We start from the raw sequence: 19,441 nt of genomic DNA on the forward strand, positions 1-19,441 counted from the left end.
TATAACCCCACGCAAATAAACCGAACGTAAACCAGACTTTGCCCATAGCGAAATCGCGCTATAGCATTAGGCTCAATTGACCATTTTGTCGTTGTTACAGGGAATACAGCATGCAGAACCGCCTTACGATTAAAGACATCGCGCGTTTAAGCGGCGTGGGGAAATCAACCGTCTCACGCGTGCTGAACAACGAAAGCGGCGTCAGCGAACGCACGCGCGAGCGCGTTGAGGCGGTCATGAATCAGCACGGGTTTTCCCCTTCCCGCTCCGCGCGCGCCATGCGCGGGCAGAGTGACAAAGTCGTCGCCATCATTGTCTCGCGTCTGGATTCCCTGTCAGAAAACCTCGCCGTGCAGACCATGCTGCCCGCCTTCTACGAGCAGGGCTATGACCCGATCATGATGGAGAGCCAGTTCTCTGTACAACTGGTTGAAGAGCACCTGGGTATGCTTCAGCGGCGCAATATTGATGGCGTGGTGCTGTTTGGCTTTACCGGCATCAAAGAAGAGATGCTCAAACCCTGGCAGCCCTCACTGGTGCTGCTGGCGCGCGATGCCCACGGTTTCGCGTCCGTCTGCTATGACGATGAAGGCGCCATTATTACCCTGATGCAGCGCCTGTACGAGCAAGGCCATCGCCACATCAGCTACCTGGGCGTGCCGCACGCGGACGTTACCACCGGCAAGCGCCGCCACGAAGCGTATCTGGCCTTTTGCAAAAAGCACAACCTCTCCGCCGTGGCCTCCCTGCCGGGGCTGGGCATGAAGCAGGGTTACGAGCAGGTCGCCAGCGTACTGACGCCGCAGACCACCGCGCTGGTGTGCGCCACGGATACCCTGGCGCTGGGTGCCAGCAAATATCTGCAGGAGCAGCGCATCGATAACCTCCAGGTGGCGAGCGTGGGCAGCACGCCGCTGATGAAGTTCCTGCACCCGGAAATTATCACCGTCGATCCGGGCTACGCCGAGTCCGGCAGGCAGGCCGCCGCGCAGCTGATAGAGCAGATCAACGGGCGCGCTGAGCCGCGTCAGATCGTTATTCCCGCAATCCTCTCTGAAGCATAATGTGGCTAGATTCAGGTCTTACCGTATCATCTCAGATCATCACATTTTCGATGATATTATTCGTCGTGCCACACATCGCGAACAGGGAATAACTCAATTACTTGAGCGGGCTATTCTCCACGCAGCGGATGCCTGAAAGCCACTCATTATCAGGATCCCAACCTCCACGGGTTATAGTGTAAGAACTGTCTTCGTTGCGATTCTCTCCTCTTATTACTTTTTTCGTCCCATTTTCAGGGCCTTGCGGGTCTATTTTGGAACTATGGAGAAAGTAATCTGCCGCATACCAGTCTTTTATCCAGTCAGCGCCATTACCCATCATGTCGTACAAACCAAGGGGGGTTGGAGAATAGCTGCCAACGGGTTTTTTAAACAAGTTATCAGTACGAAAGTCGTCGGCAAAATTTCGTAATTTATCAGAGTGATCATGCCATTTATTGTCACTGTTCGCGTAAATAATAAATTGTCCCCGATTGCGTGCTGCATATTCCCATTGGGCTTCGGTAGGGAGATCCATATTGCGATGGCTATTTTTACCCAGCCACTGGCAATAGTCGCGGACCTCTTGCCAGCTTGCCATTGCAGGATATGTTTCGCCCAGCGCCTCTTTGTCCTGCTTACTGAAATATTTACCCTGAGAAATCGTCTGGTAGATGGTGTTTTTATCCCGTCCCTGAATAACGAGCCAGCGATTAAACTCTCCCCAAGTGACGCGATATTTTCCGATACGAAAATCGGAAAGCGTCACTGGGTGTAGGGGGGCATCTTTATCGAAATCGTAAGGGCGGTTCTCTGCATTTTCCGTCATTAATGGACTAAAGTTGCCCATCTGAAAACTGCCGCCTTTCACCGTCACCAGATTTTCCAGCGGGGTACGAACCAGCACGTCCGAGTCGGCTTTTATTTTTTGCTCATCACGGCAGCCGGTGATGGCGACCAGTTCCAGTGCTATCAGGGTTAAGCGTGAAAGAGTCTGTCCGGTCATGGATTATCGTCCGTGCTGGGTGGTGATGTAGGTGGTGCAGCTGTGCAGTAATGACGGCGACACAGGCGTGAGGGGAAGCATGAATTCGTTCGGGTGACCCGGTGAAACGGCGGGGGCATCAGGCAAAAGGGTGTAAATGGCGTGCAGGTTTTCCGCATAGTGGCTGGGAGTGATGATGACTTTCTGTGCGCCCGGAATGAAGCTGGCATCGTACCCGTACTCGCGCGGTTGCTCACCTTCAGCCAGAAACGTGATAACACGGGCCTCGTTAGCGGCACCTTTACTTTCTGGCGGGGCGTATTTCAGGTAGTAAGCATCAACAAGGATTTTTTCCATTAGACTTACGTGGGATCTCTTAACATCATATGCAGAAAACAGTTTAATCACTTGAGCGGACTATTCTCTACACAGCGGAACTCTGAACCCCATTCGCTATCAGGCTTGAGGCTGCTGCGTTCAATACTTAGAGTATGTCCTGATCCTGTGCTGCCTCGCACTGACTTTTTCTTTCCTGACTCTGGACCTTGTGGATCTTTTTCTGGCGAATGAAGGTAGTAATCTGCCGCATACCAGTCTTTTACCCAATCAGCACCGTTCCCCATCATGTCGTAGAGACCAAGCGGATTAGCAGGAAAACTACCGACAGGTTTTTTTTTGCTGGATGACGCATAGTTACGGTTTTTGTCGTTCCAGACGTAATTTTTGTTATCAGCATTCGCGAAAATAAATAACTGCCCTTTACTGCGGGCAGCATACTCCCACTGAGCTTCAGTGGGGAGATCCATATTGCGATGGCTATTTTTACCCAGCCACTGGCAATAGTCGCGGACGTCTTGCCAGCTTGCCGTTGCAGGATATGTTTCGCCCAGCGCCTCTTTGTCCTGCTTACTGAAATATTTACCCTGAGAAATCGTCTGGTAGATAGTGTTTTTATCCCGTCCCTGAATAACGAGCCAGCGATTAAACTCTCCCCAGGTGACGCGATATTTTCCGATCCGAAAGTCGGACAGTGTGACGGAATGAAGGGGCGTATCTTGGTCTGGATTGAAAGGAAGATGTTCATCAACCAGTCGGCCAAAATCTCCCATCTGAAAACTGCCGCCTTTTACCGTCACCAGATTTTCCAGCGAGGTACGAACCAGCGCATCCGAGTCGGCTTTTATATTTTGCTCATCACGACAGCCGGTGATGGCCACCAGTACCAGTGTTATCAGGGTTAAGTGTGAAAGAATCTGTCCGGTCATGGTTTATCGTCCGTGCTGGGTGGTGATGTAGGTGGTGCAGCTGTGCAGTAATGACGGCGACACAGGTGTGAGTGGAAGCATGAATTCGTTTGGGTGACCCGGTGACACGGCGGGTGCATCAGGCAAATGGGCGTAAATGGCATGCAGATTTTCCGCATAGTGGCTGGGGGTGATGATGACCTTCTGTGCGCCCGGAATGAAGCTGGCATCGTATCCGTATTCGCGCGGCTGCTCACCTTCAGCCAGAAACGCGATGACGCGGGCCTCATTGGCTTTCCAGTCGCCTTTTTCACCGATGATGGTGGACAGGTGCTGCATGATATTCTGATACTCACGCTTTGACTGTACCCAGCGCAGGACAGCGAGAATGGCGCGTTTACGGCTGGCAAAGGTGGTGCCACCCTCGCAAGCCTCCCCCTGATGACTGGCAGGGCTGGCGACCTCATCCCAGAAATTTTTCTCTATCAGGGCGGCGATGGCAGCACCTTTACTTTCCGGCGGGGCGTATTTCAGATACTCATCATTATCGAGTATTTTTTCCATCAGTCTTACGCGAGCTTCCTTGTCGTTCCAGCCGACTTTCAGGGTAGTTCCGATAGCGCTCGCTGCATCAATGGCCCGGTTCAGGTTGTACATGCCAGCCAGCAGAGGGATGGCACAAAAAGCACCATAATCATCTTCTTTCATAACGTCCATCAGGCGGATGTAGTCGGCATTGCGTAGCATATAGGCGAGGCAGGGCATAAAATCAGACATGATGGCTTTGCCGTCCACCTCTAGAGTGACAGAGCCTTTTGCGCCGAGGCCGGAACAGACACCACCCTTGACGCGAATACGGACTTTTCCATCTTTCCAACTGAGTTCCATGCAACCGCTGACCCCCCAGCCTGCTTGCCCTGTTACACCTACAGCCACTTTTGCCAGGCAGGTAAATTTTTCGCTGCCCTTACCAGCCTGGTCCGGATTGAACCAGACCATTTTCCCGGCAAGTTTGGCCCCGGCTTCCGCACCGGCAAACAGGCTTAGTTCTGCGCCAGGCTTTACTTCTTCGGCGGTTTTTGAAATGTCAACATTGCGCCACTGTCCGGGCGTGCCTGTTGGTGTGGCTTTGACGGGAAGGCCTTTCACCACGTCCCCGGAAAAGCTGATGCCAGCTTCAATACCCAGACTGGCTCCTATACTGCCGGACAGGGCGAGCTCGAAATCAAAGCGCAGAACGCCGAGCAGCCCCATGCCGCCGCCGGGGATGCGTGTCGGATCCAGGGGGTAGCAGATACGGGTTCCTGCATGGTCAGGCCAGTACACTTTTGCGGTGCTTTTGGCTTCGGCCAGTGCCAGACTGGCGTAGGCGCTCAGTTTCCCGCTGGCCGTGGCGGTTGGTTTTACCTTACCGGTGCGGATGTCGTATTCAAAAGGGTTCAGGGTGCCTTTGAGGCCTGCGCCGTAAGTCCAGCGCATCAGCTGAGCCTGACCGCCAAAAACGATGTTGCCGCTTTCCGATTCGCTGTGTTTTTTTAGGCTGTCATTCAGTTCTCTGGCCCAGTCTGTGAGAACGTCCACATGGTCATCAATCAGCTTCTGCTCCCAGAGGGTCATGGAAGGTTTTACTTTTGCCAGCTGTGATTTCAGCCTCTGTGTATCGATTTCCTGCCGCGTGCGAGTGACGCTATCTTCACCGGTATGACTGACGGTTTTAATAAAACTCTTTGTCGTCGGCTGTTTTTCGCCATCATTCAGGCGATAGCGGCGCCAGTGACTGCGGATTTTATCGGAGCGGACATAGGTGTAACGGCCACCACGGTATCCACCTCCCCGAATTTCAATCATCTCCATAATGCCGATAGCGCTTTTTTTGGCGTTATCGTCCAGCAGTGTGGCCTTTGGGAGCTGACTGGCCGGCGTCAAATCCTGAAGCTCGTTTCGCAATGCTCCGATAGCACTGTCGAGCTGTTGATATTCCTGTTTTAGCTGTGATTCGAGGCGGTTCCGCTCGGCAACATGATACCAGTCCAGGGCGGTTATCTGCTTTGTCAGGTCATCAATACGTAACTGAGCATCTATACGGGTAGCCAGCAGCTTTTCCAGTCGTCCATGCTCTCGTTCAATAGCATCGTTATCACAAGCATCAACGGAAATCAGAGTTTCACTGTCAGGATGAAAATAGAGTGCAGGTCCAAAGGTGCAGTACGCCGTGACGCCCGTAGAACGAAGCTTCAGGCGGGTGGACGTTTTATTGTCGGCTGGCGTGGTCTGACTCATCATCTATATTAATCCATTAATATATGTGTGGTTATGCGCACCGGCATCATACAACAATCGCGACATAAAACGTTCATGGTCAGACATTAAAAAACATCCAGATAACCCCGCTTAATAGATTATTGTGATCTTCGCCTGATTTCGGGAACGTTCCCATTTTCGCCGTCACGCTGAAGGAGTAGGCTTGCGCTCAGGTCATTACCCCCCTCACCATCTGTCATGAGGTTTCATGATGAGTAAAGTCAAACAAGCAGATATCGATCGGCTGATCGTCCTGGTCGGCGGCCGCGAAAACATCGCTACCGTCAGTCATTGCATTACCCGCCTGCGCTTCGTGCTGAACGATCCGGCCAAAGCCAACCCGAAGGCCATTGAAGAGCTTTCCATGGTCAAAGGCTGCTTCACCAACGCCGGTCAGTTCCAGGTCGTTATTGGTACCGAAGTGGGCGATTACTATCAGGCTTTGCTGGCGACAACCGGGCATTCTTCTGCTGATAAAGAGCAGGCGAAGAAGGCCGCGCGCCAGAATATGAAGTGGCACGAGCAGCTGATCTCCCACTTCGCGGAGATCTTCTTCCCGCTGCTGCCGGCGCTGATCAGCGGGGGCTTAATCTTAGGCTTCCGTAACGTCATCGGCGATGTGCCGATGAGCGACGGCAAAACCCTGGCGCAGATGTACCCGGCGCTGCAAAGCATCTATGACTTCCTGTGGCTGATTGGCGAAGCGATCTTCTTCTATCTCCCGGTCGGGATCTGCTGGTCCGCGGTGCGCAAAATGGGCGGCACGCCGATTCTCGGTATCGTGCTGGGCGTCACGCTGGTCTCTCCGCAGTTAATGAACGCTTACTTACTTGGTCAGCAGGTGCCTGAGGTGTGGAACTTCGGCCTGTTTACCATCGCTAAGGTGGGCTACCAGGCGCAGGTGATCCCGGCACTGCTGGCCGGTCTGGCGCTGGGCTTTATTGAAACGCGCCTGAAACGCATCGTGCCGGATTACCTCTATCTGGTGGTGGTGCCGGTTTGCTCGCTGATCCTGGCGGTGTTCCTGGCGCACGCCTTTATCGGTCCGTTTGGCCGCATGATCGGCGACGGCGTGGCCTTCGCGGTGCGTCACCTGATGACCGGCAGCTTCGCGCCGATTGGTGCCGCGCTGTTTGGCTTCCTGTACGCCCCGCTGGTGATCACCGGCGTGCACCAGACCACGCTGGCCATTGATATGCAGATGATCCAAAGCCTTGGCGGCACGCCGGTCTGGCCTATCATCGCGCTGTCTAACATTGCGCAGGCCTCTGCGGTGACCGGCATCATCATCGTCAGCCGCAAGCATAACGAACGTGAAATCTCCGTTCCGGCAGCTATCTCCGCCTACCTCGGCGTCACCGAACCGGCGATGTACGGCATCAACCTGAAATACCGCTTCCCGATGCTCTGCGCGATGATCGGTTCCGGTCTGGCAGGTTTGCTGTGCGGCCTGAATGGGGTGATGGCAAACGGGATTGGCGTCGGCGGCCTGCCGGGCATCCTTTCCATCCAGCCCGCGTTCTGGCAGGTATTTGCGCTGGCGATGGCAGTTGCAATTATCGTCCCAATGGCGCTCACCACCGTGGTTTACCAGCGTAAGTTCCGTCAGGGCACGCTGCAGATTGTTTAACGTCTTCTTTCGGGGCGCAGTTGCGCCCCTTCGCATTTGCAGGAACGCACTATGAATACTCTTCCTCACTGGTGGCAGAACGGCGTCATCTATCAGATCTATCCCAAGAGCTTCCAGGACACCACCGGCAGCGGCACTGGTGATTTACGCGGCGTAACGCAGCGTCTGGACTACCTGAAAACCCTCGGCATTGACGCCATCTGGCTGACGCCGTTTTATATCTCCCCGCAGGTGGATAACGGCTACGACGTGGCGAATTACATCGCCATTGACCCGGCCTACGGCACCCTGGATGACTTCGACGAGCTGGTTGCCGAGGCGCACGCGCGCGGCATTCGCATCGTGCTGGATATGGTGTTTAACCACACCTCCACGCAGCACGCCTGGTTCCGGGAATCGCTGAACAAAGCGAGCCCGTACCGCCAGTTCTACATCTGGCGCGACGGCACGCCGGAGCAGCTTCCCAACAACTGGCGCTCCAAGTTTGGCGGCAACGCCTGGCGCTGGCACGCCGAGAGCGAGCAGTACTATCTGCATCTCTTCGCGCCGGAGCAGGCGGACCTCAACTGGGAGAACCCGGAGGTGCGCGCCGAGCTGAAAAAAGTCTGCGAGTTCTGGGCCGATCGCGGCGTGGACGGCTTGCGTCTGGACGTGATTAACCTGATTTCAAAAGATCAGGATTTCCCGGACGACAACATCGGAGACGGCCGCCGCTTCTATACCGACGGGCCGCGCATCCACGAATATCTGCAGGAGATGAGCCGCGACGTCTTCACCCCGCGCAACCTGATGACGGTGGGCGAGATGTCCTCGACCTCGCTGGAGAACTGCCAGCAGTACGCGTCGCTCGACGGCAGCGAGCTGTCGATGACCTTTAACTTCCATCATCTGAAGGTGGACTACCCTGGCGGCGAAAAGTGGACGAAGGCGAAGCCGGACTTCGTGGCGCTGAAAACCCTGTTTACCCACTGGCAGCAGGGGATGCACAACAAAGCCTGGAACGCGCTGTTCTGGTGTAACCACGACCAGCCGCGCATCGTGTCGCGCTTTGGTGATGAAGGGGAACACCGCGTGGCTGCCGCGAAGATGCTCGGCATGGTACTGCACGGCATGCAGGGTACGCCGTATATCTATCAGGGCGAAGAGCTGGGGATGACCAACCCGCACTTCAGCCGCATCACCGATTACCGCGACGTGGAAAGCCTGAATATGTTCGCCGAACTGCGGGCCAACGGCCGCGAACCGGACGAGCTCCTGGCGATTCTGGCGAGTAAGTCCCGCGATAACGGACGCACGCCGATGCAGTGGGACGCTTCGCACAATGCGGGTTTTAGCGAGGGCGAGCCGTGGATTGGCGTCTGCGACAACTACGAAACCGTGAACGCCCGCGCGGCGCTCGATGACCCGGATTCGGTGTTTTACACCTACCAGTCGCTGATTAGCCTGCGTAAAACCCTGCCGGTGCTGACGTGGGGGGATTATGAGGATCTCCTGCCGGAACATCCTTCCCTGTGGTGTTACCGCCGTCAGTGGCAGGGACAGACGCTGGTGGTAGTGGCAAACCTGAGTCATACGCCTCAGGAATGGGAAACGGGCGTTCTCAGCGGTCAGCCGCAGGTGCTGATGAGTAACTACCCTACACCGCAAACGACGTCGCTCCGTCCGTTTGAAGCGGTCTGGTGGCTGCAGCAGTAACGTTCCTTGTCGGGTGCCGCCCAGCACCCGGCTTATTTTACTGTTTTTGTTGAATAATTAATCAGATTTTTCTCGCACGCCTTTACAATCGCTGAAGCGCCCGCCGTTTGTACTCTCGTCTTTTTACTTTGTTCTGCATCAAATAAAACGCAAACATGTTTGATGCAAATCACTATATGTAGCACTTAAAATGCACGCCGACCCAACATCTTGTATTTATCGTCTACTATTCCAACAACAAGACGGCGCTTACGCTGGCCGGAATTGTGGATAACACGAGCTGGGAACGCGGGAAGTCATTGGCCCGGCGGGAAATACGCCCGGTGAATACTTCTCCACCTCTGTGGATAACCTGTTTTCAAAAAATGGAGTGATCATGACACCGCATGTGATGAAACGTGATGGCTGTAAAGTGCCGTTTAAATCAGAGCGCATCCAGGAAGCCATTCTGCGTGCAGCTAAAGCAGCGGGAGTCGATGACGCAGATTACTGCGCCACCGTCGCAGAAATCGTTAGCAGCCAGATGAACGAACGCCGCCAGGTCGATATCAATGAGATCCAGACCGCGGTTGAAAACCAGCTGATGGCGGGGCCTTACAAGCAGCTGGCGCGCGCCTACATTGAGTACCGACACGATCGTGACGTGCAGCGCGAGAAGCGCGGCCGTCTGAACCAGGAGATCCGTGGCCTGGTCGAGCAGACCAACTCCGCCCTGCTCAACGAAAACGCCAATAAAGACAGTAAAGTGATCCCGACCCAGCGCGACCTGCTGGCCGGTATCGTCGCCAAACACTATGCCCGTCAGCATCTGCTGCCGCGCGACGTGGTGTCGGCGCACGAGCGCGGTGAGATCCACTACCACGACCTCGACTATTCGCCGTTCTTCCCGATGTTCAACTGCATGCTGATCGACCTGAAAGGCATGCTGACCCACGGTTTTAAAATGGGTAACGCCGAGATTGAACCGCCTAAGTCGATCTCCACCGCCACCGCCGTCACCGCGCAGATTATCGCTCAGGTTGCCAGCCACATTTATGGCGGCACCACCATTAACCGCATTGATGAAGTGCTGGCCCCGTTCGTGACGGCAAGCTTCAACAAGCATCGTAAAACGGCCGAAGAGTGGCAGATCCCGGACGCTGACGGCTACGCGCACTCCCGCACCGAGAAAGAGTGCTACGACGCCTTCCAGTCGCTGGAGTATGAAGTGAACACGCTGCACACCGCCAACGGCCAGACGCCGTTTGTGACCTTCGGCTTCGGTCTGGGCACCAGCTGGGAATCGCGCCTGATCCAGCAGTCTATCCTGCGTAACCGCATCTCCGGCCTCGGCAAGAACCGCAAAACGGCGGTGTTCCCGAAACTGGTGTTCGCCATTCGCGACGGCCTGAACCACAAGTTTGGCGATCCGAACTACGACATCAAACAGCTGGCGCTGGAGTGCGCGAGCAAGCGCATGTACCCGGACATCCTGAACTACGATCAGGTCGTCAAAGTGACCGGTTCGTTTAAAACGCCTATGGGCTGCCGCAGCTTCCTCGGCGTGTACGAAGATGAAAACGGCGAGCAGATCCACGACGGGCGCAACAACCTGGGCGTCATCAGCCTGAACCTGCCGCGCATCGCGCTGGAAGCGAAAGGTAACGAAGACGCCTTCTGGACGCTGCTGGACGAGCGCCTGCAGCTGGCGCGTAAAGCGCTGATGACCCGCATCGCGCGTCTCGAAGGGGTGAAAGCCCGCGTCGCGCCCATCCTCTATATGGAAGGAGCCTGCGGCGTGCGCCTGAAGGCGGACGATGACGTGTCCGAGATCTTCAAAAACGGTCGCGCGTCCATTTCGCTGGGCTATATCGGTATACACGAGACCATCAATGCATTGGCGGGCGATACGCATATGTACGACAGCGAGGCCCTGCGCGAAAAAGGCATCGCCATCGTTCAGCGCCTGCGCGACGCGGTAGACCAGTGGAAAGAGGAAACCGGTTACGGGTTTAGCCTCTACAGCACGCCGAGCGAGAACCTGTGCGACCGCTTCTGCCGTCTGGACACTGCCGAGTTCGGCATTGTGGAAGGCGTGACCGACAAAGGGTATTACACCAACAGCTTCCACCTCGACGTGGAGAAAAAGGTGAACCCGTACGACAAGATCGACTTCGAAGCGGCCTATCCACCGATCGCCAGCGGCGGCTTCATCTGCTATGGCGAGTACCCGAACATTCAGCACAACCTGAAGGCGCTGGAAGACGTGTGGGATTACAGCTACCAGCACGTGCCGTATTACGGCACCAACACGCCCATCGACGAGTGCTACGAGTGCGGCTTTACCGGTGAGTTCGAGTGTACGAGCAAAGGCTTCACCTGCCCGAAATGCGGCAACCACGACGCAGCGCGCGTCTCCGTGACCCGTCGCGTGTGCGGCTATCTCGGCAGCCCGGACGCGCGTCCGTTTAACGCCGGGAAACAGGAAGAGGTGAAGCGCAGGGTGAAACATCTGGGGAATGGGCAGATCGGGTAAGTTCTGCGCAGGGTTCTCCCCCTCACCCTACCCCTCTCCCTCAAGGGAGAGGGAACCGATCGAGCACATTGTTATTCCGGCCACCGGTTTTCTCCCTCTCCCTGTGGGAGAGGGCCGGGGTGAGGGCATCAGGTTAACGCTATGAATTATCATCAATACTACCCCGTCGACATCGTCAACGGCCCCGGCACCCGCTGCACCCTGTTCGTCTCAGGCTGCGTCCACGAATGCCCCGGCTGCTACAACAAAAGCACCTGGCGTCTGAACTCCGGCATGCCGTTTACCGCTGAAATGGAAGACCGCATTATCAACGATCTCAACGACACCCGCATCAAACGCCAGGGGATTTCGCTCTCCGGCGGCGACCCACTGCACCCGCAAAACGTGCCGGATATCCTGAAGCTGGTGAAGCGCATTCGGGCAGAGTGTACGGGAAAAGATATCTGGGTCTGGACAGGCTATAAGCTGGATGAGCTGAACGGGCAGCAAATGGAAGTGGTGGATCTGATTAACGTCCTGGTCGACGGCAAGTTCGTGCAGGATTTAAAAGACCCGGCGCTGATCTGGCGCGGCAGCAGTAACCAGGTTGTGCATCATCTGCGGTGAGCGTTAGAGCCGTTTGTTTGCATCATGATAAACGGCTGCTTTCTCTCTCTTACCAATAGCGATAACAAATACTGTTACAACGTTGTCCTGAACCTGATAGACCAAACGATAACCCTGCGATCTGAGTTTTATTTTGTAGCAATCCGGTAGACCATGCAGGCGGGCCGATTCGACCCTGGGGTTCACCAACACGTCCGCAAGTTTCTTCTTAAACTGGTCTTTTACAGTCTCCCCCAGCTTGCTCCACTCCTTTAACGCCCTCGGATCAAATGCCAGTTCATAAGTCATCCAGACTAACCTTAATTCCCTTTTGCGGATTAGCCAGCCGATCCCGGACTGCCTGTATCAGTTCATCTTCACTGTCGCTAATGGTGACCGTTTTCACGGGCATGCGTCCCGTCTCCGCGACGTACTGAAACAGTAATCGCACAGCTTCCGTTGGGGTGATATTGAGTTTTTCCAGCACGGCATAAGCCTCGTTTTTGAGTTTGTCATCCAGACGGACGTTCAGCGTGGCCATTATGCCTCCGGTAAAATCGAATGTGTAATGCAGTTTAGCATTACATTCGCATTACATCGAATTCTGGATAACGCCTCTCAAAACCGGCTCAAACTCTCCATTGCCACCGCCTTAAACTCGGCAAAATCTCCGCAGCTACAGAGCCGTGCCATCGCCCGTTCACGCAGGAAAGTGACAAAGATATCGTAAATCGCCATCGCCTCTTCGTACTCGCTTTTGCTGATGGCGAGCAGGAAGATGACGTGCGCAGTTTCGTCGCCCCACGGGACGCCGTGCGGGGCGAGGACGGTATAGACTACCGTTTTCTGCGCCAGCAGGCCGAGTGAGTGCGGCAGCGCAATGCCGTCGCCGAGCATGGTGCTGACGATGGCTTCACGCTCGACGACGGAATCCAGGAACTCCGCGCCGACAAATCCCTCGCCTTCAAGCTGCGCGCACAGTTCCCGGAACAGCGTTTGCTGATCAACGGGCGTGTCGATAATGCGGAAATGGGCCGCATCGAAGTATTTATCCAGCATCCACGGGCGGGTACGGTCCACCAGCACCAGCTTGCCGATCTGCTCTAACTGATAGTCGGTCGGGAACGGGGCGATCGTCACCACCGGTTTCGACTTTTCGCTGACGCGGGCGGTGGCGATCACAAAGTCTTCGCCAATCGTTTCCGCCAGCTCGTACTCGCGCAGGGTGAGCGTGCGCGTAACCTCAATTTGCGGGTATTTACGCTGCAGCACCGCTTCAATCATGCGGACCATGGCGTTACCGGCGTCGCACACCAGCAGCACGCGCGGCTGGCGCTGGTAGCCAATGTTGTAGTGACGCTCCAGCCCGACGCCGATATGCAGCACCAGGAAGCCAATCTCGTTTTCGCTGATCACATACGGCGTGTATTTGCCCCAATTCGATACCGCTGCGAGGGTCATATCCCACGCCATCGGGTAGTGCTGCTTGATGTTATCCAGCAGCGGGTTGGGGATCATAATTTGATACCGCACGCGGGTGATCATGGTTTTGATGTGCGTGAGCAGGTCAGCGTGAAGCTGTTCGTCGCTGAGCAGGTTGTAGTTATAGTGAGTGTTGATGTAGCGCAGGATGTAGTTGACCAGCGCTTCATCGTCGTCTGCGTTAATCGCGCTCGGGGCAATCTCCTGGATCTGCCGCGCCGCAATGTGCACGCACAGCCAGCTCTCCTCCGAAGGCGAAAGCGCTTTGCCCGCCAGCTGCTGGATAGAGACCGCGATATCTTTCGCCGCCTCGCGCACGTTCTCTTCTACGTCTTCAGCGTGGAATTCCGGCAGCGGAAAGCCCTCGCTGATGCGACGTACCGACACCGCACAGTACAGACGCAGGAACAGCTCGCCTTCGTCGGTCAGGCGGATGTGATGTCGCGTTAGCGCATCATGCAGTACGGCCACCATCTGCTCCGGCACACCCGCGTTGAGAGCAACTTCGGTCACCAGCGGGTTGAGACTGTCCTGCTGCGCCAGCTCCCAGAGCAGGTCGGTCAGGCACGCGCGGGTCGACATCTCGCTGCCAAACAGCTTCATGCCGTGGCGCGGACGCGTTTCCAGGGTCAGGTTGTAACGGTGGAACCACTCGCGCACTTCCACCATGTCGCTTTGCAGCGTGGCGCGGCTGACAAACCACTCATCGGCCAGATCTTCCAGCTTGAGGGAAAACGCTGAGGTGAGAAAACGCACCACCAGATAGTGCACGCGCTCGGGTCCGGTCCGCGGAATACGCAGCGCGCGCGGGTGGGATGCCTGCAATTGCTGATAACGTTCAGCGTCGTCAATTTTGAGCTGATAGCCATTGCCACGGCTCAGAACAAACTGCGCGCCGTGGCTTGCCAGCAGCGCGTTCAGGGCGGTGATATCGGCACGGACGGTTCGCGTGGAAACCGACAGCCGCTGCGCCAGCTCGTCCTGCGGCAGCGTCTCGTTTTGCAACAGATCGAAAAGTTGCGCTAAACGTTGGTTCGGAAATCGCACGTCGTTGTCCTCTTACGGCTTAAGGTGAAATGACCATCTGGGATGGACTGCCGACCGGGGTGTAGTCTGGCTCGAAGCTCAATTTGCCGTCCTGCGCCACGCGGAAACGGGTGATGTTGTCGCTGCGCTGGTTCATAACGTACAGCCAGCGTCCCTGTTTATCGAGCGTCAGGGTGCGCGGGTAGTCGCCGCGCGTCCACACGTCGTCCTGATGGGTCAGCGTACCCTCCGCTGTTACGGTAAAGTGCCCGATGCTGTTATGCAAACGGTTAGCCACATACAGCTGTTTGCCGTCGGCGCTTAATGCCAGCCCGGCAGCAAAGCTGGTGCCTTTGTAACCTTCCGGCAGGGCTGAAAGCGTTTTGCCCTCTTTTAGGGTGCCGTTGGCGTTCACGGTATAATGGGTGAGCGTAGACGCCTCTTCGTTAATCAGCCACAGGGCATCGCCTTTTGGCGTAAAGACAAAGTGGCGCGGNNGCCCGGCGCCTTTTGAGGAGGCGCTGATAAACGGCGGATCGTTCGGCGTCAGCTTCCCGGTTCGATCGTCAAAACGGTACTGGTAGAGGCGATCCAGCCCAAGATCGGTGGAAAATACGTATTTCCCGCTCGGATCGGCGGCGATCATGTGCGCGTGGGGGCCGTTATGATCGCTGATGGCAAAGCTGCCCTCCGCAGCCGCTTCCGGCTTCGCCGCCCCCGGGTCGCCTTGATCCTGATGAGTATCCGTGGCCTCACCCAGGCTGCCGTCTGCGTTAACGGGCAGCACTGCGATAGATCCGCTGACGTAGTTCGCCACCAGAAGATGGCGACCGTTCGGCGTCAGCGACAGGTAAACCGGCCCCGCGCCGCCGGAGGCTACCTGATTCAGCTCGCTCAGCGCGCCGTTATCCCCCACCCGCAGCGCCTGCACCACGCCCTGCTCCACTTCGCTTGCCAGGTACAGCGTTTTGCCGTCGCGTGAGACGGCCAGCTGCGCGGCGTTCGGCAGCTTGCTGACCAGCGTTTTATTCGCCAGCGCGCCGTTTTGCGGGTCAACGGTAAAGCGGTACAGCCCTTCGCCGTTGGGGTTGTAGGTGCCCACCCAGGCGTATTGCGTCTGGGCGATAGCGGTGGTGGCGAACATTGAGAGTGAAGCGACAAGCAGGGTACGGGTGTGCATGGTGGCTCCTTTGGGTTTGTGCGGTGTGTTTCCCCTCACCCTAACACTCTCCCCTTTGGGGAGAGGGCCGGGGTGAGGGGCAGGTTTTACTTCACCAGCTTCTTCGTCATCTCCAGCAGCGTACGCACATCCTCCGGACGCGTATCGCCGCTGGCTTTGTCGATAATCGAGCTGTAGATATGCGGGATGATTTTGCTCACGCCCGCGTCGAGGGCGATCTGCAGGATCTCCTCATAGTTTTCCAGATCGATTCCCCCGGTAGGCTCCAGCCAGAAGTCGTGACGGGCGCAGGCTTCCGCCACCGCTGTGTACTCGTCACGGCACTTCAGGCCGCCCATCGGGAAGTATTTGATGGAGCTGCCGCCGAAATCCTTCAGCAGGGCAATCGCGGTTTCAACCGGCACGATGCCGTCCGGGGCCGCACTACTCAGCGGCCCGGTGGAGATTTTCACCATGCCAACGGTGCCGGTCGGCGAGACCAGACCGTTGACCACGGACTCGTTCTGCCCCAGCAGCGCGCGGCTGGTGGCCACGCCGGTGAAGACCTGATTGACGTGCTGCGGCTGCACCTGGCGGGAGATTTCACTCACCATCGCCGACTGGTTCGGATCCCCTGCGCCCAGGCCGACGGAGAGCGCGTTATCAATCAGCGCGGCGTATTCGCGCATATCGGCAACGGCGCTCGCCACGTCCGGATAATTTTTGGAGAGCACGCCCACCAGCACGTGACCTTCCGCCGCCTCGTAAATGGCGCTGGCGTTGGCTTTCGATCCTGCCAGCACGTTCAGGCAGACGCGGTCACGGTAAAAGTTGGGGGTCAGTTTCATGCTTTTTTCTCCTGTCCTAATACTTCGCTAATGCGGCGGTAGACGATGTTCAGCTGGTCAGCATTCACGCTGCGCACGTCCGCCTCGATAATCCCTTCGTTGGCCTTGTAGCCACGGAAGTAAATGGCGTATTCGCCCTGCTTCAGCTTCGCCACCAGATCGCCGGTGCCGACGCCGGTTGCGGCTTCGTCGAACTTAATCTCGGTGCGGGCGATATCGCGACCGGCGCTGTCCCAGACCACGCGTGCGGTGACGCCACTCAGGGTGTTGAGCGCGTCAATAAACGGCGTCATCTTCGCCACCATCTCAGCGCCGCTCTCTTTGGTCGCCGTCAGGTAGTGTTCGATGGCGCAGGTCAGGCCGAGAATGCCCTCTTTGCCCACCTTCATCGCGCGGCCAATGCCCGCCGTCTGGCGTTTTACCCACTCAACATACTGGGTTTTACCGATCACCAGCCCGCTGGTTGGGCCTTCGATCGCCTTCGCGCCGCTGTAGATCACCAGATCGGCGCCGGAGCGGTAGTAGGCGTGAAGATCTTCTTCCGCTGCCGCATCGACGATCAGCGGCAGATCGTGCTTGCGCGCCACGACCGCCGCCTGCTCGACGCTGAGCATGCTTTTCTGCACGCAGTGGTGCGATTTGATGTAAAGGATCGCCGCCGTGCGTGAGGTGATCGCCGCCGCCAGCTGATCGGCAGAACATTCGTTGGCGTAGCCCGCTTCCACCAGCTTGCCGCCGCCCAGCGCCACCATGGTGCCCACCGGCGCGCCAAAGTTGACGTTGTGGCCTTTCGGCAGGACGATTTCGTTGTTCTCAATCGGGGTCACGTGCAGGTTTTCCAGCAGCCAGTCGCTGTCTTTCACCAGCACCGCCGCCACGGACTGGGCAATGCCCGCCGACGCGCAGGAAACCACCGTCGCGCCTTCCACATCCAGCAGCTTCGCGATGTATTCACCGGTTTTATTAACCAGATCCTTCATCTCGAAGTACTCATTCATACCGTCCATTGCCGCCTGCACCACTTCCGGGCGCGGCGTGGAGACGCCCAGCGCCGTCATGCGGCCAGAGGTGTTGATCACCTGCTTTAAGTTGTACTTCTCATAAATCGAAGGCATGTTCCGTGCTCCCTTGTTCGGTCATGTAGCCCTTGCCCGCGCGGATCGCGGCAAGCGGCACCAGAATGTGTTCAGCCTGCAGGCTGTCGTTTTCGGCATCCGTCAGCACCGTTGGCTGACGTTTAAAGGTGAACAGCGTCAGGTCGGCATCGAGACCCGGCTGAATGCGGCCCTTATGCGCCAGGCGCAGGCCGTCGGCGGCATTGGCGGTCACGCAGTCAATCACCTGCGGCAGCGACATGCCGATGGCGAGGAATTTCGACATCACGCTTGCCAGCGAGCCGACCGGACCGTTGATGCGGTTGCGGCAGTAGATATCCGAGCTGATGGTGTGCGGCAGAATGCCCATCGCGATGGCGCGTTTCGCCACCTCAAAGCTGAAGCTCGCCGTACCGTGGCCGACGTCCAGACGCACGCCGCGCTTCAGGGCGGAGGTGATGGAGGCGCGCAGCTCGCCGGAGGGCGTCAGAATGCGGTTGGGTTTGCCGTTATAGCAGTGGGTGATGATATCGCCGGAGCTCAGCAGCTCGGCAATTTCGTCGAGGTTCGGCGGGTTGTTGCCGATGTGCACCATCAGCGGCAGGTCGCCGTTCTCTTTCTGAATGGCTTTGGCGCGCTCCAGCGGCGTAATGCCGTTTTCACCGACCACGCTGCTGCTCATACGCGCCTTCAGGCCGACGATAAAATCAGGGTGGCGCTTCACCGCCTGCTTCACCGCGTCGGCGTCGATATTTGCCATGTTGGCCAGTTCGTTTTGGGCAATCAGCCCCACGCGGGAGATGTTCAGCAGGGCAAACACCTCGGTAGAGGCTTTGCGGGTGATGTCGTAGAAATCGTCCACGTCGTCGGCACCGGTACTGCCCGCGTCCACCACGGTGGTGACGCCGGTGGCAATGCCGACGCTGTCCGGTTCGTCGTGGTAAATCGGGGAGTTCGGGTAGCAGTGAACGTGGGAGTCAATCCAGCCTGCGCTGACGAATACGTCGCCGTTCAGCTCAACCGTTTTATGCGCGGGGGCGTCAATGTCGCCCAGCGCCGCGATCTTCCCGTCCTGAATGGCGATATCGGTCAGGGTATCGTCGGCAAGGCGCGCACGGCGCAGGAGTAAATCAAACATGAGGATCTCCTGATAAGGCGGGCGCCTGAGCGCCCGCGGGTATTAAAGGGCGACCGGGAACAGCCAGCCCAACAGCATCGCGCCGAGGATCGCGCCACCGGTGATCGGCTTCTGCCAGATGTAGAACACCAGCGCACCCAGCAGGGAACCGACGCCGATAGGAATGGAGGCGGTCATGGCGCTGAGGATAATCAACGGCCCGAGGAAGCGGCCGGAGGCGTTACCCGCGCCCATCATCACGTCTGCACCGTAGGTGGAGTTGCTCTGGTTGATGGTGAACTTACGCGCCAGGATGATGACGTAGCCAATCGCCAGACCAATCACCAGGCCGGTAATCAGCGCGGCAATGAAGTTGGTCACCGGGAACATGATCCCCGCGCCCAGCAGCAGCGCCGGCACGCCGAGACCCACGCCGGTCTGGATCGCCCCGCCGATATCAAGAATACCGACCAGCGAGCCTTCGATAATACGGGCGAACAGGAAGCTCGCGCCGAACGCCGCCACCGCGCCGTAGACGCCGGTATCCATCCCCGCTTTCAGCATCGCCACGAAGGCCACTTCGTTAAACGCGCCGATGCCGTAGAGGTAGTACATGTGCGTTCCGGCGAAGACGCCGGAGGAGAGCAGGCCAACGAAGATCGGGAACGACCAGTCGGCATACCAAAAACCTTTATTCTGTTCCATGTAGAGGCTCCT

At 57.2% G+C, this 19,441-nt stretch carries 17 protein-coding genes and 1 pseudogene; 5 read left to right on the top strand and 13 right to left on the bottom strand.

Features of this window, described 5'->3' with window-relative positions; all coding sequences use genetic code 11:
- The first annotated feature begins 110 nt into the window (after positions 1-110).
- Positions 111-1,064 (top strand): trehalose operon repressor TreR, encoded by a 954-nt coding sequence (gene treR / locus EXW94_RS23810; protein ID WP_174341189.1) that lies wholly within the window; start codon positions 111-113, stop codon positions 1,062-1,064.
- Positions 1,065-1,161: 97 nt separating this feature from the next.
- On the opposite strand, the gene EXW94_RS23815 is transcribed toward treR, so the two are convergent.
- The 4 genes from EXW94_RS23815 to EXW94_RS23830 are packed head-to-tail and all read right to left on the bottom strand — an operon-like array spanning position 1,162 to position 5,555.
- Positions 1,162-2,049 (bottom strand): SUMF1/EgtB/PvdO family nonheme iron enzyme, encoded by an 888-nt coding sequence (locus EXW94_RS23815; protein ID WP_174341190.1) that lies wholly within the window; start codon positions 2,047-2,049, stop codon positions 1,162-1,164.
- Positions 2,050-2,052: 3 nt separating this feature from the next.
- A complete protein-coding gene (locus tag EXW94_RS23820) occupies positions 2,053-2,385 on the bottom strand; it encodes a hypothetical protein (protein WP_174341191.1) in 333 nt (110 codons plus the stop codon).
- Positions 2,386-2,432: 47 nt separating this feature from the next.
- Entirely contained in the window at positions 2,433-3,293 is an 861-nt protein-coding gene (locus tag EXW94_RS23825; RefSeq protein ID WP_174341192.1) for an SUMF1/EgtB/PvdO family nonheme iron enzyme, read from the bottom strand.
- A 3-nt stretch (positions 3,294-3,296) separates the two neighbouring features.
- On the bottom strand, positions 3,297-5,555 hold the full coding sequence (locus EXW94_RS23830; RefSeq protein ID WP_174341193.1) for a hypothetical protein: 2,259 nt from the start codon (positions 5,553-5,555) through the stop codon (positions 3,297-3,299).
- A 229-nt stretch (positions 5,556-5,784) separates the two neighbouring features.
- Here EXW94_RS23830 and treB point away from each other — a divergent pair, with 229 nt between their 5' ends.
- From treB to nrdG, 4 genes are all read left to right on the top strand, one after another.
- Positions 5,785-7,203 (top strand): PTS trehalose transporter subunit IIBC, encoded by a 1,419-nt coding sequence (gene treB / locus EXW94_RS23835; RefSeq protein ID WP_047346434.1) that lies wholly within the window; start codon positions 5,785-5,787, stop codon positions 7,201-7,203.
- 51 nt (positions 7,204-7,254) lie between these two features.
- Complete coding sequence (gene treC, locus EXW94_RS23840) at positions 7,255-8,898, top strand: alpha,alpha-phosphotrehalase (RefSeq protein WP_174341194.1); 1,644 nt, start codon at positions 7,255-7,257, stop codon at positions 8,896-8,898.
- A 376-nt stretch (positions 8,899-9,274) separates the two neighbouring features.
- Positions 9,275-11,413, top strand: coding sequence for an anaerobic ribonucleoside-triphosphate reductase (nrdD, locus tag EXW94_RS23845; protein WP_174341195.1), 2,139 nt, complete (start codon positions 9,275-9,277; stop codon positions 11,411-11,413).
- A gap of 141 nt (positions 11,414-11,554) precedes the next feature.
- Positions 11,555-12,019, top strand: coding sequence for an anaerobic ribonucleoside-triphosphate reductase-activating protein (gene nrdG / locus EXW94_RS23850; RefSeq protein ID WP_174341196.1), 465 nt, complete (start codon positions 11,555-11,557; stop codon positions 12,017-12,019).
- Positions 12,020-12,022: 3 nt separating this feature from the next.
- Here nrdG and EXW94_RS23855 read toward each other — a convergent pair whose 3' ends face one another.
- The 9 genes and pseudogenes from EXW94_RS23855 to EXW94_RS23890 all read right to left on the bottom strand — a co-directional run bounded on the left by EXW94_RS23855 (position 12,023) and on the right by EXW94_RS23890 (position 19,429).
- Positions 12,023-12,307 carry a type II toxin-antitoxin system RelE/ParE family toxin gene (locus EXW94_RS23855; RefSeq protein ID WP_120159597.1) on the bottom strand — a complete coding sequence of 95 codons (285 nt, stop codon included), beginning with the start codon at positions 12,305-12,307 and terminating at the stop codon, positions 12,023-12,025.
- Positions 12,297-12,539 carry a type II toxin-antitoxin system RelB/DinJ family antitoxin gene (locus EXW94_RS23860; RefSeq protein WP_063144050.1) on the bottom strand — a complete coding sequence of 81 codons (243 nt, stop codon included), beginning with the start codon at positions 12,537-12,539 and terminating at the stop codon, positions 12,297-12,299. The genes EXW94_RS23855 and EXW94_RS23860 overlap by 11 nt, the downstream gene beginning before the upstream one ends.
- A gap of 77 nt (positions 12,540-12,616) precedes the next feature.
- The gene (locus EXW94_RS23865) at positions 12,617-14,527 is read right to left on the bottom strand and encodes a transcription antiterminator (RefSeq protein ID WP_174341197.1); all 1,911 of its coding nucleotides are present in this window, start codon (positions 14,525-14,527) and stop codon (positions 12,617-12,619) included.
- Between the two features lie 19 nt (positions 14,528-14,546).
- Positions 14,547-15,002 (bottom strand): beta-propeller fold lactonase family protein (locus EXW94_RS28365; RefSeq protein ID WP_254797881.1); only part of this gene is annotated, 456 nt, incomplete at its 5' end.
- A 2-nt stretch (positions 15,003-15,004) separates the two neighbouring features.
- Positions 15,005-15,686, bottom strand: a pseudogene (locus EXW94_RS28370) (lactonase family protein); the annotation flags it as partial.
- Between the two features lie 86 nt (positions 15,687-15,772).
- Positions 15,773-16,513, bottom strand: a complete 741-nt coding sequence (locus EXW94_RS23875) for a KDGP aldolase family protein (protein WP_174341199.1) — start codon at positions 16,511-16,513, stop codon at positions 15,773-15,775.
- Positions 16,510-17,628 carry a DgaE family pyridoxal phosphate-dependent ammonia lyase gene (locus EXW94_RS23880; RefSeq protein WP_174341200.1) on the bottom strand — a complete coding sequence of 373 codons (1,119 nt, stop codon included), beginning with the start codon at positions 17,626-17,628 and terminating at the stop codon, positions 16,510-16,512. The genes EXW94_RS23875 and EXW94_RS23880 overlap by 4 nt, the downstream gene beginning before the upstream one ends.
- The gene (locus EXW94_RS23885) at positions 17,612-18,745 is read right to left on the bottom strand and encodes an amidohydrolase/deacetylase family metallohydrolase (RefSeq protein WP_174341201.1); all 1,134 of its coding nucleotides are present in this window, start codon (positions 18,743-18,745) and stop codon (positions 17,612-17,614) included. Before EXW94_RS23885 ends, EXW94_RS23880 begins: the two co-directional genes overlap by 17 nt.
- A 42-nt stretch (positions 18,746-18,787) precedes the next feature.
- On the bottom strand, positions 18,788-19,429 hold the full coding sequence (locus EXW94_RS23890) for a DUF4310 family protein (protein WP_010427370.1): 642 nt from the start codon (positions 19,427-19,429) through the stop codon (positions 18,788-18,790).
- Positions 19,430-19,441 lie beyond the last annotated feature (12 nt).

It is taken from the genome of Enterobacter sp. JMULE2, from assembly GCF_013337145.1.
GTDB classification, from domain to species: Bacteria; Pseudomonadota; Gammaproteobacteria; order Enterobacterales; family Enterobacteriaceae; genus Enterobacter; species Enterobacter mori.

Bases quoted from the DNA above. Each gene is read 5' to 3' on its own strand.
- EXW94_RS23855 (WP_120159597.1), bottom strand. From the start codon at position 12,307: ATGACTTATGAACTGGCATTTGATCCGAGGGCGTTAAAGGAGTGGAGC.
- EXW94_RS23820 (WP_174341191.1), bottom strand. From the start codon at position 2,385: ATGGAAAAAATCCTTGTTGATGCTTACTACCTGAAATACGCCCCGCCA.
- EXW94_RS23825 (WP_174341192.1), bottom strand. From the start codon at position 3,293: ATGACCGGACAGATTCTTTCACACTTAACCCTGATAACACTGGTACTG.
- EXW94_RS23890 (WP_010427370.1), bottom strand. From the start codon at position 19,429: ATGGAACAGAATAAAGGTTTTTGGTATGCCGACTGGTCGTTCCCGATC.
- treR (WP_174341189.1), top strand. From the start codon at position 111: ATGCAGAACCGCCTTACGATTAAAGACATCGCGCGTTTAAGCGGCGTG.
- nrdG (WP_174341196.1), top strand. From the start codon at position 11,555: ATGAATTATCATCAATACTACCCCGTCGACATCGTCAACGGCCCCGGC.
- EXW94_RS23880 (WP_174341200.1), bottom strand. From the start codon at position 17,628: ATGCCTTCGATTTATGAGAAGTACAACTTAAAGCAGGTGATCAACACC.
- EXW94_RS23815 (WP_174341190.1), bottom strand. From the start codon at position 2,049: ATGACCGGACAGACTCTTTCACGCTTAACCCTGATAGCACTGGAACTG.
- treC (WP_174341194.1), top strand. From the start codon at position 7,255: ATGAATACTCTTCCTCACTGGTGGCAGAACGGCGTCATCTATCAGATC.
- EXW94_RS23860 (WP_063144050.1), bottom strand. From the start codon at position 12,539: ATGGCCACGCTGAACGTCCGTCTGGATGACAAACTCAAAAACGAGGCT.
- EXW94_RS23875 (WP_174341199.1), bottom strand. From the start codon at position 16,513: ATGAAACTGACCCCCAACTTTTACCGTGACCGCGTCTGCCTGAACGTG.
- nrdD (WP_174341195.1), top strand. From the start codon at position 9,275: ATGACACCGCATGTGATGAAACGTGATGGCTGTAAAGTGCCGTTTAAA.
- treB (WP_047346434.1), top strand. From the start codon at position 5,785: ATGAGTAAAGTCAAACAAGCAGATATCGATCGGCTGATCGTCCTGGTC.
- EXW94_RS23885 (WP_174341201.1), bottom strand. From the start codon at position 18,745: ATGTTTGATTTACTCCTGCGCCGTGCGCGCCTTGCCGACGATACCCTG.
- EXW94_RS23830 (WP_174341193.1), bottom strand. From the start codon at position 5,555: ATGATGAGTCAGACCACGCCAGCCGACAATAAAACGTCCACCCGCCTG.